Below are 14970 nucleotides of genomic sequence, written 5' to 3'. Positions count from 1 at the left end.
ATCGACTGTTAATTGTTAAAGAACTGTATTCGGTGCTACTTTCGCGCTATCGACAAAGCGTTGTGTTTGTCAGCTGCTAAGAAGGAAGAGTATGAAGCGTTTCGGCTAATTCGTCAACCTTCTTTTTTACTACCCAGCCCCGGAAGGCCGCCCCTTTTGTGCCGCAAACTAGTGCGTCTCATCGGGGAGGCGAATCATATCAAAGACCGTCGAAGTTTGGCAAGCGCTTTTCCAGGAAAGCGTGCATGCCTTCTTTTTGTGCAGGCGTGCCGAAGGCAGCCTGGAACAAGCGGCGCTCATAGGCGACGCCATCGGTCAGGGTCGTTTCAAAGGCGCGGTTGACGCAATCCTTGATCATCATGGCCACCGAGGTCGGCATGGCGGCGATGGTCTTGGCGGCAGCCAGCGTTTCTTCCAGCAACTTATCGGCCGGCACGACGCGCGACACCAGGCCGATGCGTTCCGCCTCGGCGGCATCGATGGTGCGTGCCGTCAGCAGCAGATCCATGGCCTTGGCCTTGCCGATGGCACGCGGCAAGCGCTGCGTACCGCCCGCGCCCGGCGTGACGCCCACCTTGATTTCGGGCTGGCCGAATTTGGCGCTGTCGGCGGCGATCAGGAAATCGCACATCATGGCCAGTTCGCAGCCGCCACCGAGCGCATAGCCGGCCACCGCGCCCACCACCGGTTTGCGCACGCGCAAGATATGCTCCCAGTTGCGGCTGATGTAACCCTGAGTAAAGGTATCGGGATACGTGTAATCGGCCATGGCGGCGATATCGGCGCCGGCGGCAAAGGCTTTTTCGCTGCCCGTGAGCACGATACAGCCGATATTCTCGTCCGCGTCGAATTTCAGCAAGGCGTGGCCCAGCTCATTCATCATGTTGTCGTTCAAGGCGTTCAAGGCCTTGGGGCGGTTCAGGCGGATGATCGCCACTTTGTCCTGGATGTCGATGATCAAGTCTTCGTATTGCATAGTGTCTCCTCTCGATGAACGGTGCAACGATTGTAGCGGCTAACGGCAGCGGCGCGGCAGGTGCGCTGCTATTATTGTGAGCCTGATCACCTTTATCGAGCAGCGTATCTTCTCCTCCCTCTTCCAGTACTGCGCCCGCTATCTGCGCGGCGATGGCAGCGCCGCCAGCGTCAATTTCCGCCGCCTGTGGTTCAGCAACGGCCTCAATTGCTTCGGCGCCCAGATTACTTCGCTGGCCCTGCCCCTGTGCGCGGTATTGTTATTGCATGCGACGCCGGAACAGATGGGCGTGCTGGTCGCGCTGCAGGCGCTGCCGTTCGCCCTGTTCGGTTTGCCCGTCGGCGTGCTGCTGGACAGGCGCAGCAAGCACCCGATCATGCTGTTCAGCGAAAGCATGTCCGGCCTGGCCCTGGCCAGCGTGGCCGTCGCTTACTGGTGCGGCGTGCTGTCGATGCCATGGTTATATATAGTGGGGTTCATCATCGGCACGGGCTTCGTCGTCGGCGGCGGCGCCGAACAGGTGTTTCTGACTTTCCTCGTGGGCCGCGATGGCTTGATCGATGCGCAGTCGAAATTTGCCGCCACCGAATCGGCTTCGCGCCTGATCGGCCCCGGCCTGGCCGGCGTGCTGGTGCAAATGCTGTCGGCGCCCGTCGCCATCCTGTGCACGGCCTGCGGATACTTGATTTCCGTTTTCAATTTGCGCGCCATGAGCGTGCGCGACCCACGGCCGGCCCCCTCTGACAAGCACGCCTTGCGCGACATCGCCGACGGCTTGCTGTTCGTCTGGCGCGAGCCGCTGCTGCGCGCGCTTGCCTGGGGCGCCGGCATCTGGCACTTCCTGTTTTATGCCAGCATGGCTTTGACGGTGCTGTTCGCCACACGCGACCTGGGCATGAGCCCTGGCGTGCTGGGCATGACGCAGATGCTGGGCGGCGCCGGCGTCTTGCTCAGCGCCTTTATCGTCAAGCCGCTGACGAAGCGCTACGGCGCTGGCCGCACCATCCTGATCGGCCTGGCTTCGACCTCGCTCTGCTTTGCCCTGACGCCAACGATTCCCGCCGCGCTGTTCGGCAGCGCGGCCGCCAGCGCCGTCGCCTATGCCATATTGATGTTCTTTTTCGATTGCGGCGTGATGCTGTTCTTTATTCCCTACCTGGGCTTGCGCCAGAAAGTCACGCCCGATCCCATGCTGGGCCGCATGACGTCGACCATGCGCTTCCTGACGGTGGCCACGGCGCCGCTGGGTGCGCTGGCCGCCGGCTGGGTCGCGGAACATTTTGGCGTGCGCAATGGCCTGGCCTGCATCGCGGCAGGCAGCATTGCGTTGACGGTCGCCATGGTGTGGGGCACGCCGCTGCGTAGCGTGCGCACCTGAAGCGAGGAACGGGCATACACTGCAGAAAGATTGCCTTGGCGACACTATTCATGCCAAAGCCTGTGAGGTTTGATTTACATCAAGGTTTTAATTGATGTAAATCCATAAGCTGTCTTACATCACTTGAGGAGCACGCCATGTTTAACACCATCTTATTTCCCACCGACGGCTCGCCGTTGTCCGACAAAGCCGCCGAGACCGCCCTCGCCTTCGCCCAATTGAACAAGGCCAAGCTGGTCGCCATCAGCGTGGTGCAGCCTTTCCCGTTCTCGCCGATGGCCGACGGCGGCATCGTGCTCGACGCCAGCCTGTATGAACAGCAGATGCAGGAAGCTTCGCAACGCGCCATCGACAAGATCGGCGCAGCGGCGCGCGCCGCCGGCGTGCCCTTCGAAGGCGTGGTAGCCGTGTCACCGAGCCCGCACGACGAAATCGTCAATGCGGCGCAAACCTACCATTGCGACATCATCCTGATGGCCTCGCATGGCCGCAAGGGCTTGAACAAGCTGTTCGTGGGCAGCGAAACGCAAAAAGTGCTCGCGCATACGCATTTGCCGGTCATGGTTCTGCGTTAAGCCAGACCATCGCTACCCCGGCGTCGCGCGCAGCAACTCAGCGCGCCGGCGCCTGCTTCGGCAACAACACCCACACGGCGCCGCTCTGCTTCATGCGGCCCGCATTCTCGGCCGCTTCCGCGCCAAAGCCAAAGAAATAATCGACACGGATCGGCCCGCGAATGGCGCCGCCCGTATCCTGCGCCATCACCAGGCGCTGCATGGGAATCTCGCTATTGGCTTGCGTGGTGGACAAAAACACGGGCGCGCCCAGCGGCAGGAAGCGCGAATCGACGGCCACCGAGCGCTGCGGCGTCAACGGCACGCCCAGCGCACCCTTCGGCCCCACTTTCGGATCGGGCAAACGCTCTTCCTTGAAGAAGACATAGCTGGGGTTAGCGTTGAACAATTCATCCTTGCGCGTCGGGTGGCCGGCGATCCACGCCTTGATGCCTTGCGCGGACGCCTGGCTCAGGGTCAGCTCGCCCTTGTCGACCAGGTAGCGGCCAATCGACTTGTAGGGGTGGCCGTTTTGATCCGCATATGCCACGCGCACGGTTTCCTGCGTATCGGTCAGCTGCACGCGCCCGGAACCCTGCACTTGCAGGAAGAACGCCTCGACTTCGTCATCCACCCACAGCAATTCCTTGCCCGTGACGGACGTGGCGCGCTCGATGTCGGCACGGGTCGCGTACGGTATCACCTTCTTGCCGACCAGCTTGCCCCGCAGGCGCATGTTCTTCAGTTCCGGATACACGCCGGCCAAGTCCACCGAGACCAGGTCGTCAGGCACCTTGTACAGCGGCGTCTGGTATGGACCGCCGCGCTTGCGCGCGCCGTGCAGCAGCGGCTCGTAGTAGCCGGTGACGAGGCCCGTGCTGGCACCATCGGCCGTAATGACTTGATTGGGCACAAAGAAGGTCTCGAAGAACAGGCGGATGGCCTTGTCGCTGTCGGCATTCACCTGGCGCGCAATCGTGCACGATTCCTTCCAGTCCGGACGCTTGACCAGCACGCCGCACGAAGCCATGAAGGCTGGCCAGGCGGCGCGCATGTCGTCGCGTGCCCAGCCAGGCAAGGCGGCAAACTTGGCGGGCACAAAGGTGGGCGCTGCCACATCCGCGGCATCCTTGGCGTCGGCCGGCTTGGCGGGCACGGGCCTGACGACGGTCGGCGCGATGGGCGGCGCCTTGCCGCCGGCGGCGGCCGGTGGCGCCGATGGCGTGGTACAGGCGGACAGCGCGAGCGCGACGGCGCCGATGGAAACGGGTAGACTACCGCGTGTCAACAGACGGCGGGTAAATACTAAGCTGCGGGTAAATAACATAGGGGTGCGTATGTGGATCTTGATGATTGAGGCGCTGGTGGCGTTCTTCTTGCTAGCATTTATAGTCTGGTGGACCATGTATTCGGGTAAAAAACCCGCGCCACCGGCACGCCAGCAACTCAGCGAAGAACAGGACAGCACCGAAAAACTGAAATAAGGGGCCAAGCCCCCCGGCGTTGCGTCAATGCAAGGTGCGCGGCACCGACAGCACGAACTCGGGAATCGAAGCTTCGAACTGATAGCCGTCTTCTGCCACGCAAAAGTATTCGCCGCGCATCGAGCCTTGCGGCGTGCCCAGCATGGTGCCGCTCGTGTATTCGAACTGCTCGCCCGGCTGCAGCAGCGGCTGGTGGCCGACGGCGCCCAGACCGCGCACCTCTTCCACCTTGTTGTTCGCATCCGTGATAAGCCAGTGGCGCGAAATCAATTGCGCGCCAGCCGTGCCCGTGTTGACGACGCGGATCGTGTAACTGAACACGTGCCGCCCCTGGTCCGGTGCCGATTGTTCAGGCAGATATTGCGTCTTGACCGTTACCGTAAATTCATAAGTCGCCATCGTCATTCCTATTCAGAAATTGCCAGTCGTATTGTGTGTCGCGCGCGACGCATTGACCATCGCGCGATGCGTATTCTGTGTTTCACGGTCCTTCAATGAAGCATGGTACCGGCGTCAAGCGTAAAATAGCGCATCTTCGCATTTTCTACTCTCAGCCTTTAGCCACCATGACAACATTCCGTATCGCTCCCAGCATCCTGTCCGCCGACTTTGCCCGCCTCGGCGAGGAAGTGCGCAACGTCGTTACCGCCGGCGCCGACATCATCCACTTCGACGTGATGGATAACCATTATGTGCCGAACCTGACCATCGGCCCGCTGGTGTGCGAAGCGATCCGCCCGCACGTGCAAGTGCCCATCGACGTCCACCTGATGGTCAAGCCTGTCGATCGCATTATCCCGGATTTCGCCAAGGCTGGCGCGAACATCATCACCTTTCACCCGGAAGCGTCGGATCACGTCGACCGTTCCTTGCAGCTGATCCGCGACAATGGCTGCAAATCGGGCCTGGTCTTCAACCCGGGCACGCCGCTGCACTACCTGGAACACGTGATGGACAAGATCGACATCATCCTGATCATGTCGGTCAACCCGGGCTTCGGCGGCCAGTCCTTCATCCCGCAAGCGCTGAAGAAAATCGCCGAAGCGCGCCGCATGATCGACGAATCGGGCCGTGACATCATGCTGGAAGTCGATGGCGGCATCAAGATCGACAACATCGCCGCCGCCGCAGCAGCAGGCGCCGACACCTTCGTCGCCGGCTCGGCCATCTTCGGCAAGCCCGACTACAAGGCCGTCATCGACGCCATGCGCGCAGAATTGGCCAAAGTGGCGGGCGCCTGATGCAAGCGGGCACGGTGAAAGACCACGTACTGGCCGGCGTGCGCGCCGCCATCATCGACCTCGATGGCACGATGCTCGACACCGTGCCCGATTTTCATGTCGCCATCAATGGCATGCGCGCTGAACTGGACCTGGCCCCCATCAGCGCCGAGGCCATCAAGCTGATGGTGGGCAAAGGCTCGGAAAACCTGATCCGCACCGTGCTGGCCCTCGACTTCGATGCGGCCGGCGTGGAACAGCGTTTCGAGCAGGCGATGGACGGTTACCAGCGCCACTACCTGGCCATCAACGGCCAGTTCAGCACCCTGTACCCGGACGTGGAAGCGGGACTGGCGGCGATGAAGGCGGCGGGCCTGCGCCTGGCCTGCGTCACCAACAAACCCATCGCCTTCGCCCTGCCCCTGCTGAAACTGAAAAACCTCGACCAGTATTTCGAGATCGTCTACGGCGGCGATTCGCTGCCGAAGAAAAAACCGCACCCGATGCCGCTGCTGCAAGTGTGCGCGGACTTCGACCTGCCGCCCGCCAAAGTGGTGGCCATCGGCGACTCCTCGAATGACGCGCAAGCGGCCAGGGCTGCGGCTTGCCCCGTATTGACGGTACCGTATGGCTACAATCACGGACACTCTATACACGATACCGATTCCGATGGTATAGTAAAGACACTGCTCGAAGCAGCACGTTTTATTGGCATGCAAAACTAAGCGGCATACTGACCAAACCCAACACCATATCGTGAACACGTTTCTCATCAAAAAACACAATGTCACCCAAACCGGCTCGATTGAGGCCTGGCTTTGGCGACGCTGGCAATCCTGGCAGGCTTAAGGGCCGAGCCGTTACGATTGCTGCCGGCTGCACACGCGTCCTTTGCGCCTCTTGCGCAAGTTCCATGTACCGGCAAGTTTTTTGATAACCCACCGCAGGGTTTGTGCACTATGCACACTCAACCCTGACGGCATGGAGAGAAACATGACCGAACTCGAATTCAAATCGCTGGGCCAGCAAGGCTACAACCGCATCCCCCTGATCGCGGAAGCGTTCGCCGACCTGGAAACCCCGCTCACCCTGTACCTGAAACTGGCACAGGCCCAACACGGCGGCAAGAACACCTTCCTGCTCGAATCCGTCGTCGGCGGCGAACGCTTCGGCCGCTACTCCTTCATCGGCTTGCCCGCCACGACCGTGTTGCGCAGCTACGGCAAACGCACCGAAATCGTCAAGAACGGCAGCGTGATCGAAGAACACGAAGGCAATCCGCTCGACTTCATCGAACAATTCCAGTCGCGCTTCAAGGTCGCCCTGCGCCCCGGCATGCCGCGCTTCTGCGGCGGCCTGGCCGGCTACTTCGGCTACGACACCGTGCGCCACATCGAGAAAAAGCTGGCCGGCGGCGCGCCGAAAGATGACTTGAAGCTGCCCGACATCCAGCTGATGGTGACGGAAGAACTGGCCGTCATCGACAACCTGTCCGGTAAACTCTACCTGATCGTCTACGCCGACACGGCGCAGCCCGAATCGTTTTCGAAAGCACAGCAGCGCCTGAAGGACTTGCGCATGATGCTGCGCCGCGGTGTCGATGCGCCCGTCACCAGCGCTTCCGTGCGCACGGAAACCATCCGCGATTTTTCCAAGGAAGACTACCTGAAGGCGGTCGCCAAGGCGCATGAATACGTGATGGCGGGCGACCTGATGCAGGTGCAGATCGGCCAGCGCATCCGTAAACCCTATGTCGATTCGCCGCTGACCCTGTACCGCGCCTTGCGTTCGCTCAATCCATCGCCGTATATGTACTTCTATAATTTCGGCGACATGCAGATCATCGGCGCCTCGCCGGAAATCCTGGTGCGCAACGAGACGACGGCGGACGGCGGCAAGAAAGTCACTTTGCGTCCGATTGCCGGCACGCGTCCGCGCGGCGCCACGCCCGAGCGCGACGCCGAGCTGTCGGCCGAGCTGCTGGCCGATCCGAAAGAGATCGCCGAGCACGTGATGCTGATCGACCTGGCGCGCAACGACATCGGCCGCATCGCCGAAACGGGCAGCGTGCAAGTCACCGACCGCATGGTCATCGAAAAATACTCGCATGTGCAGCACATCGTCTCGAACGTGGAAGGCACCCTCAAGGAGGGCCTGTCGAACCTGGACGTGCTGCGCGCGACCTTCCCCGCCGGCACCCTGACGGGCGCGCCGAAAGTGCGCGCCATGGAAGTGATCGACGAACTGGAAATCACCAAGCGCGGCATCTACGGCGGCGCCTGCGGCTACCTGTCGTTTGGCGGCGAAATGGACGTGGCGATCGCCATCCGCACGGGCGTGGTCAAGGACGGCATGCTGTATGTGCAGGCCGCGGCCGGCATCGTGGCCGACTCCATCCCCGAAATGGAATGGCAGGAAACTGAAAACAAGGCGCGCGCCGTACTGCGTGCCGCCGAACAAGTGCAAGATGGCCTGGATGGAGGGTTTTAAGATGCTGCTAATGATCGACAACTACGACTCCTTCACCTACAACATCGTGCAGTATTTCGGTGAACTGGGCGAAGACGTGCGGGTCTACCGCAACGATGAAATCACGATCGCACAGATCGAGGCGCTGAACCCGGACCGCATCTGCATCTCGCCCGGCCCGAAAGCGCCGGCACAGGCGGGCATTTCGGTGGAAGTACTCAAGCACTTCGCCGGCAAGAAGCCGATACTGGGCGTATGCCTGGGCCACCAGGCCATCGGCGATGCGTTTGGCGGCAAGGTCATCCGCGCCAAGCAGGTCATGCATGGCAAAACTTCCCTCATCGCGCATACGGGCGTGGGCGTCTTCAAGGACATTCCCAGCCCCTTCACAGTGATCCGCTACCACTCTTTGGCGATCGAACGCGCCTCGCTGCCTTCCTGTCTGGAAGTGACGGCGTGGACGGACGACGGCGAAATCATGGGCGTGCGCCACCGGGAATACGATATCGAGGGCGTGCAATTCCACCCTGAATCGATCCTCTCGGAGCACGGCCACGCCCTGCTGAAGAATTTCCTCGAGCGCTGATCCCATGCGCACGCCCCGGCGTGCCATCAGTGTCCTCCTGCGCCATCATTGAAGAAGGAAGCATCATGCCGATCACCCCACAAGAAGCTCTGCTGCGCTGCATCGAACACCGCGAAATCTTTCACGACGAAATGCTGTACCTGTTCCGCCAGATCATGTCCGGCGAAATGTCGCCCACCATGATCGCGGCCCTCACCATGGGCTTGCGCGTGAAAAAGGAAACCATCGGCGAAATCGCCGCCGCCGCGCAAGTGATGCGCGAGTTTTCCACCAAGGTGCCCATGGCCGACACCACCAACCTGCTCGACATCGTCGGCACGGGCGGCGACGGCGCGCACACGTTCAATATTTCCACCGCCTCGATGTTCGTGGCGGCGGCGGCGGGCGCGCGCGTGGCCAAGCATGGCGGGCGCAGCGTGTCGTCCTCGTCCGGCAGCGCCGACGTACTCGATTCCTTGGGCGTCAACATCAACCTGCAGCCCGAGCAGATCGCCCAGTCGATCGCGCAAACGGGCATCGGCTTCATGTACGCACCGAACCACCATGCGGCCATGAAGCATGCGGCGCCCGTGCGCAAGGAGCTGGGCGTGCGCACGATCTTCAATATCCTCGGTCCCTTGACCAATCCCGCCGGCGCGCCGAACATCCTGATGGGCGTGTTCCACGCCGACCTGGTCGGCATCCAGGTGCGTGTGCTGCAGCGCCTGGGCGCACAGCATGCGATCGTCGTGTATGGCCGCGACAATATGGATGAAGTGTCGCTGGGCGCGGCCACCATGGTGGGCGAATTGATCAACGGTGAGATCCGCGAATATGAAATCCATCCCGAAGACTTCGGCATGTCGATGATCGCCAGCCGCAATCTGAAGGTGGCCGATTCCATCGAATCGAAAGCGAAGATGATGGAAGCGCTGCGCGGCGAGCCTGGTGCGGCGGCAGACATCGTCGCCCTGAACGCGGGCACGGCGCTGTATGCGGCCGGCGTGGCCAGCTCGATCGAAGACGGCCTGGCGCGTGCGCGCACCGCCGTCAGTTCGGGCGCCGCGCTGGCGAAACTCGACCAGTTCGTGCGCGTGACGCAGCAGCTGGGCACCCCGCCGCAAGCGTAAGCTCTCCGCCCTCCTTGATAGAATAGCGACCATCATGTCCGACATACTCGATAAAATCCTGGCCGTAAAAGCCGATGAAGTGGCCAAGGCCAAAGCCCGCCGCAGCCTGGCCAGCCTGCGCGGCGACGTGGAAAGCGACAGCGCCCTGCGTGCCGGCCTGCGCGGCTTTGAAGCGAGCCTGCGCCAGCACATCGCCGCCGGCAAGCCCGGCATCATCGCCGAAGTCAAAAAGGCGTCACCGTCGAAAGGCGTGATCCGCGCCGACTTCCGTCCGGCAGACATCGCCGCCAGCTATGCGGCGCATGGCGCGGCCTGCCTGTCCGTGCTGACGGACGAACAGTTCTTCCAGGGATCCGTGGATTATCTGCAGCAGGCGCGCGCCGCCTGCGCCATTCCCGTGCTGCGCAAGGATTTCATGGTAGACATGTACCAGATCTATGAAGCGCGCGCCATGGGCGCCGACTGCATCCTCCTGATCGTCGCGGCGCTCGACCATGGCCTGATGGCCGAGATGGAAGCGTGCGCCCACGAACTGGGCATGGGCGTGCTGATCGAAAGCCACGACGGCGAAGAACTGACGGCGGCGCTCAAGCTCAAGAGCGCGCTGATCGGCATCAACAACCGCAACCTGCGCACGTTCGAAACGTCGCTCGACACGACCATCAATCTCTTGCCGCGCATCCCGCAGGACAAATTGATCATCACGGAATCGGGCATCCACAGCACGGCCGACGTGCAACGCATGCGCGATGCGCACATCCACAGCTTCCTCGTGGGCGAAGCGTTCATGCGCGCACCCGACCCCGGCGTGGAGCTGGAACGCCTGTTCAGTTAAACCATGGTAGTCTGGCAGACATGAGACACGCGATCACCGTCCTTGCCACTGCTGCCCTGCTGTCGGCTTGCCAGACTGCGCCCCCGCCAGCGGAGCGCATGCCCCGCACGCCGGCCGCGATACAGCTTGCCGCCAGCATCGACGTCTACAAGTCGCTGGTGGCGCAGCAGATCATGGCGGCCAACGCAGAATACACGTTCAGCGGGCGCCTGCCGCCCATGCTGCCGGCCATCGTCGTGCTCGACCTGAGCGTGGGTCCCGATGGCGAACTGAAAAGCGTGCACGTGCACCGTTCGCGCGACAGCGAAGCATCGGCCGCCGCGCTGGCCGCCGTGCGGCGCGTGCAGGTCCTCTTTCCGCCGGCCGCACACCTGATGCGCCGCCACGCCCGCACCTTCGATTTTTCCGAAACTTTCCTCTTCAACGACCAGTACCGCTTCCAGCTGCGGACATTGTCCGGTCCTCAGTAAACGCACAAGCATCGAGTTCGATGCGGTCGCGTCCCCGCTCCTTGGCCAGGTACAGGGCCGCATCGGCGCGCGACAGCAACTGTTCCAGCCCTTCCACCACCGATGCCTGGCAAGCGACGCCGATGCTGACCGTACACGGTGGCAGCCCCGCATGACTGGGCTCGCGCAGCAAGGCGCGGATGCGTTCGGCCACGCCCAGCGCGTTATGCACCGGCATATCCGGCATCAGCACGACGAACTCCTCGCCGCCGAAACGCGCCACGCAATCCGATTCGCGCAGGGCGCCTTTGATAACGGCGGCCACATGCGCCAGCACCTGGTCGCCCACCGCGTGACCGTGGCGGTCATTGATCAATTTGAAGTAATCGAGGTCGATGCTGAGCAGTGTCAGCGGCAAACGGCGGCGCCGCAGATTGCCGATTTCGCGCGCATAGGCGTCGCCAAAGCCGCGCCGGTTCAGCACCTGCGTCAGCGGATCATGGGTCGAGCGGCGCTCCAGTATCTGCTGCAGACGCCGGGTCGCCACCGTCATGAAGCCCACCGTCAGCAGCAGCGCCATGAAATTGGCAACCGCCAGATAGATGCCGGCCGGCGTGCCTGCCACCGTCAGGTTCACGCTGGCGCCGCCATGCAGCAAGGCCGACACGCCGCGCACCAGCACCACGACCGCTTGCAGCAGCATCAGCGCGCCAAAGAACAAACTCGAGAAATGGCGCTCGCCATGACGCCACACCAGTTGCACCTGGCGCGCATAAAACAGGAAGACCAGCAGGGAGAAGAGCGCCACGCGCGCCGAGAAATCGGGGTGCGCCAGCAGCCACCAGCAATTGCCGGCGATGGCCAGGACAAGTATCAGCAGATAGGCACGGCGGCTGGGCGCCAGGCCAAAGAATTTCTCCGTGCCCAGCATCGACAGGCCGATGCCGGCCACCAGCGCCGCATTGGCCGCGATTATGGACAATGCCGGCGGCAGCACTTCGCGGGTGCCGAACAGCAAGGATGCGCACACCAGCAGCAGCAAACCGGCCGCCCAATGTCCGAGGCCATGCACCTCGCGCCGGAAACTGCGGTACACCGAGAACATGACGACGCTCATCGCCCCGCACATCAGGGTCGTCATCAGCATAATCGTTCGAGGATCGAGGGTTTGCACGTTGGGCGCGGTCGAAAAGAATCAGTTCGGCAATTTTAGTTTAGTTAAAGAAAAATTAGTTCATTTGCAGTAAATATGATGGCAATACGCCAATTTCAGGGGAGGCGTTACATTGAGACATTGCTGCCTGAAATAGAAAACCGGCCAGTGAGGCCGGTTTTCTGTCTTACTGCATGACAAACAGCATCATGCCGCGCTAGGACGCTTCGGCCCCGTGACCTTCTTGGGCGCCGGCAGCAGGGTCAAGCTGACACCGGGCACGCGGTCGCCCTGCAGCACGGCGGCAAACGTCATCAGCTCGTCGCGGCGGAAGGCGTGCACCGTCACTTTGGCACCGACGGCATAGCGGCCCAGCAAGGTGTCGAGGTTCGCCGGGTTGCCCGTCACGCGCAAGCCATCGACGGCCACCAGCACGTCGCCCGCCGACAGGCCCGCCACGTGGGCGGCGCCGCCTTGGTGCACCTGCGCCAATTTGGCGTCGTTGCCGTCGCGGCCCAGGTTGACGTCCAGGCTGGCCTTTTCCGCCTTGCGCGCGTCGCTGTATTTCACGCCGAACGGCGCCAGCAGGCGCGCCAGCGGCACGTCGTCCGTGCCGCGGATGTAGCGCTCGAAGAACGGTTTCATGCGCGTGCCGGAGACCTCGTCGAACAGGGCTTCGACTTCGGCCGGCGTCACGCCGCGCGCTTTACCCTTGTAGAAATCGCGGCCATAGCGCTGCCACAGCGCCTGCATCACGTCGTCCAGCGATTTTGCGCCATTCGTCTTGCTGCGCAAAGTCAAATCGAAAGCCAGCGCGATCAGCGAACCCTTGGTGTAGTAGCTGACGATGGCGTTCGGTGCGTTTTCATCCTGGCGGTAGTACTTGCCCCAGGCGTCGAAGCTGGAATCGGCCACGCTTTGCTTGGTGCGGCCGCTGCCGCGCAGCACGCTGTTGACGGTCTTGCCCAGCAATTTGAAATAGGCCGCTTCGTCGATCAGGCCAGCGCGCACCAGCATCAGGTCGTCGTAGTAGCTGGTGAAACCTTCGAACAGCCACAGCAACGGCGAATAGCTTTCCGCCTGCAGGTTGTACGGCGCGAAGGCGGCCGGCTTGATGCGCTTGACGTTCCAGGTGTGGAAGTACTCGTGGCTGCACAGGCCCAGGAATTTCAGGTAGCCGTCGCCGATTTCCGTGCTGTTGGAGGCCGTCGTCGGCAGGTCGGCGCGCGCGCAGATCAGCGCCGTCGAGGCGCGGTGTTCGAGGCCGCCGTAACCATCGCCGACGGCCATGGTCATGAACACATAGCGGTCCATCGGCGCTTTTTTTGTCTTCGGCTCGAAGAAGGCGATCTGCGTTTCGCAGATGGCTTTCAGGTCGCGGCACAAACGCGGCAAGTCCAGGTTCGGCACCTTGCCCGTGACGACGATATCGTGCGGCACGCCATATGCGGTGAAGGTGGCCAGCGCGAAGTCGCCCATTTCCACCGGGTGGTCGATCAGCTCATCGTAGTTGGCCGCCTGGTAGCTGCCGAAGCCGTAGCGCTTGGCCTTCAGTTCCGGCAGGGTGGTGGCGACTCGCCAGGTCTTGCAGGCCGCATCCTTGGGCTGCACGATATGCACTTCATGGGCGTCGGATTCCTGGCCCAGCACGCGCAAAAACACGCTGGTGCCGTTGAAGAAGCCATGATTCTGGTCCAGGTGGGCGGCGCGCACGGACAGGTCCCAGGCGTAGACGTCGTATTCGACCGTCAATGGACCCTTGCACGGGGCGGCTTGCCACGAATGCTTGTCCAGTTTGGTCAGCGCCACGGCCTTGCCCTCGGACTCGGCGCGGATGCTGACGATGTTGCGCGAAAATTCGCGGATCATGTAGCTGCCCGGGATCCAGGCCGGCAAGGCAAATACCTGGCCGATGGCGGCCGGCGACTTGACGGTCAACGTCACCTTGAACATGTGGCCAGCCAGATCGGCGGCGGCGATGCTGTAGATGATGCCGGCGGCCGGCGTGGTTTTCACTGCGATTTTCACTGCGGTTTTCGCCGCGGCTTTGCTTGTGGCTTTGCCGCTTGCCTTGGCTCCCGCCTTGGCGGTGATTTTTTGAATCGGTGCTTTCTTCATGTTTTCCTCGTGTCTGGCATGGATGTTCTACAATCGCCCGGGCGCGCCAGGCACCGGCGACAAATCGTCAGGGGTATCAATATCGCGCAAGATGCCGCCGTCGTCCACTGTCACTTCGCATACGGCATGGCTGTTGACGATGCTGCGCGCGCCCTGGTCGCCATCGAGCGCCAGCAGCAGCGGCAAGTGAAAGGCGCTGAATGCGACAGGATTGCCGCGCCGTCCCTGGAACACGGGCACGGCGATGTGCGCACCATCGCCGACGGCTTGCGACAAGGCGGCGATTGTAGCCGCTTCCACGAAAGGCATGTCGCCCAGGGCGATCAGCCAGCCCGGCGCGCCCCGCACGTGATCGATGGCGCAGGTGAGCGAGGCGGCCATGCCCGTGTCGGCGTCATGGCAGACGCGTACCTCGCAGCCGAGCGCGCCGAGCACGCGCGCCACCTGCGTATCGTCGGCGCGCACCACGGCCAGCACGCGCGGCAGGGCCGCCAGCATGTTCCTGGCCGCTGCCACTACCACGGGCAAGCCCGCATGCGGGCCTTCGGCCAGCGGCTGCAATAATTTGTTCTGTACGCCGGAAGGGTCGAACCTGCGTCCCCTTCCGGCTGCCAGCAAGATGCCGACCGTACTCAAAAA

16 protein-coding genes are annotated in these 14970 nt (G+C 62.4%); 10 read left to right on the top strand and 6 right to left on the bottom strand.

What is annotated here, in order from left to right; all coding sequences use genetic code 11:
- Nucleotides 1-199: 199 nt before the first annotated feature.
- A complete protein-coding gene (locus AC1Q6X_RS26825; protein ID WP_492498926.1) occupies nucleotides 200-976 on the bottom strand; it encodes an enoyl-CoA hydratase in 777 nt (258 codons plus the stop codon).
- Between the two features lie 76 nt (nucleotides 977-1052).
- Between AC1Q6X_RS26825 and AC1Q6X_RS26820 the strand changes: the two genes are divergently transcribed.
- On the top strand, nucleotides 1053-2354 hold the full coding sequence (locus AC1Q6X_RS26820) for an MFS transporter (protein ID WP_492498925.1): 1302 nt from the start codon (nucleotides 1053-1055) through the stop codon (nucleotides 2352-2354).
- A 137-nt stretch (nucleotides 2355-2491) separates the two neighbouring features.
- Complete coding sequence (locus AC1Q6X_RS26815) at nucleotides 2492-2929, top strand: universal stress protein (RefSeq protein ID WP_070312619.1); 438 nt, start codon at nucleotides 2492-2494, stop codon at nucleotides 2927-2929.
- Nucleotides 2930-2966: 37 nt separating this feature from the next.
- Here AC1Q6X_RS26815 and mltA read toward each other — a convergent pair whose 3' ends face one another.
- The gene (gene mltA, locus AC1Q6X_RS26810) at nucleotides 2967-4196 is read right to left on the bottom strand and encodes a murein transglycosylase A (RefSeq protein WP_268994221.1); all 1230 of its coding nucleotides are present in this window, start codon (nucleotides 4194-4196) and stop codon (nucleotides 2967-2969) included.
- A gap of 49 nt (nucleotides 4197-4245) precedes the next feature.
- Here mltA and AC1Q6X_RS26805 point away from each other — a divergent pair, with 49 nt between their 5' ends.
- The gene (locus AC1Q6X_RS26805; protein WP_175444843.1) at nucleotides 4246-4392 is read left to right on the top strand and encodes a hypothetical protein; all 147 of its coding nucleotides are present in this window, start codon (nucleotides 4246-4248) and stop codon (nucleotides 4390-4392) included.
- Between the two features lie 24 nt (nucleotides 4393-4416).
- Here AC1Q6X_RS26805 and apaG read toward each other — a convergent pair whose 3' ends face one another.
- Entirely contained in the window at nucleotides 4417-4791 is a 375-nt protein-coding gene (apaG, locus tag AC1Q6X_RS26800) for a Co2+/Mg2+ efflux protein ApaG (RefSeq protein ID WP_492498924.1), read from the bottom strand.
- A gap of 167 nt (nucleotides 4792-4958) precedes the next feature.
- On the opposite strand from apaG, the gene rpe reads away from it, so the two are divergent.
- The 7 genes from rpe (at nucleotide 4959) to AC1Q6X_RS26765 (ending at nucleotide 11081) form a co-directional block, all read left to right on the top strand.
- Nucleotides 4959-5633: a ribulose-phosphate 3-epimerase gene (gene rpe / locus AC1Q6X_RS26795; RefSeq protein WP_086145604.1), complete on the top strand. Its 675-nt coding sequence runs from the start codon at nucleotides 4959-4961 to the stop codon at nucleotides 5631-5633.
- Nucleotides 5633-6337 carry a phosphoglycolate phosphatase gene (locus AC1Q6X_RS26790; protein ID WP_492498923.1) on the top strand — a complete coding sequence of 235 codons (705 nt, stop codon included), beginning with the start codon at nucleotides 5633-5635 and terminating at the stop codon, nucleotides 6335-6337. Before rpe ends, AC1Q6X_RS26790 begins: the two co-directional genes overlap by 1 nt.
- Before the next feature lie 268 nt (nucleotides 6338-6605).
- Nucleotides 6606-8102, top strand: a complete 1497-nt coding sequence (gene trpE, locus AC1Q6X_RS26785; RefSeq protein ID WP_070292458.1) for an anthranilate synthase component I — start codon at nucleotides 6606-6608, stop codon at nucleotides 8100-8102.
- Between the two features lies 1 nt (nucleotide 8103).
- The gene (locus tag AC1Q6X_RS26780) at nucleotides 8104-8667 is read left to right on the top strand and encodes an aminodeoxychorismate/anthranilate synthase component II (RefSeq protein ID WP_070223786.1); all 564 of its coding nucleotides are present in this window, start codon (nucleotides 8104-8106) and stop codon (nucleotides 8665-8667) included.
- A gap of 65 nt (nucleotides 8668-8732) precedes the next feature.
- Nucleotides 8733-9776 (top strand): anthranilate phosphoribosyltransferase, encoded by a 1044-nt coding sequence (gene trpD / locus AC1Q6X_RS26775; protein WP_070223787.1) that lies wholly within the window; start codon nucleotides 8733-8735, stop codon nucleotides 9774-9776.
- Between the two features lie 34 nt (nucleotides 9777-9810).
- The gene (gene trpC, locus AC1Q6X_RS26770; RefSeq protein ID WP_070223789.1) at nucleotides 9811-10611 is read left to right on the top strand and encodes an indole-3-glycerol phosphate synthase TrpC; all 801 of its coding nucleotides are present in this window, start codon (nucleotides 9811-9813) and stop codon (nucleotides 10609-10611) included.
- Between the two features lie 20 nt (nucleotides 10612-10631).
- Nucleotides 10632-11081 carry a hypothetical protein gene (locus tag AC1Q6X_RS26765; RefSeq protein ID WP_230506771.1) on the top strand — a complete coding sequence of 150 codons (450 nt, stop codon included), beginning with the start codon at nucleotides 10632-10634 and terminating at the stop codon, nucleotides 11079-11081.
- Here AC1Q6X_RS26765 and AC1Q6X_RS26760 read toward each other — a convergent pair.
- The 3 genes from AC1Q6X_RS26760 to AC1Q6X_RS26750 all read right to left on the bottom strand — a co-directional run bounded on the left by AC1Q6X_RS26760 (nucleotide 11032) and on the right by AC1Q6X_RS26750 (nucleotide 14967).
- Complete coding sequence (locus AC1Q6X_RS26760; RefSeq protein ID WP_230506772.1) at nucleotides 11032-12201, bottom strand: GGDEF domain-containing protein; 1170 nt, start codon at nucleotides 12199-12201, stop codon at nucleotides 11032-11034. The two genes, AC1Q6X_RS26765 and AC1Q6X_RS26760, sit on opposite strands and share 50 nt — an antisense overlap.
- 219 nt (nucleotides 12202-12420) lie before the next feature.
- Nucleotides 12421-14331, bottom strand: coding sequence for a M61 family metallopeptidase (locus tag AC1Q6X_RS26755; protein ID WP_492498922.1), 1911 nt, complete (start codon nucleotides 14329-14331; stop codon nucleotides 12421-12423).
- Nucleotides 14332-14358: 27 nt separating this feature from the next.
- Complete coding sequence (locus AC1Q6X_RS26750) at nucleotides 14359-14967, bottom strand: nucleotidyltransferase family protein (RefSeq protein WP_409027297.1); 609 nt, start codon at nucleotides 14965-14967, stop codon at nucleotides 14359-14361.
- Nucleotides 14968-14970 lie beyond the last annotated feature (3 nt).

It is taken from the genome of Janthinobacterium sp. GW823-FHT06H09 (genome assembly GCF_058794735.1).
This window is presented reverse-complemented; position numbering and strand designations above follow the sequence as displayed.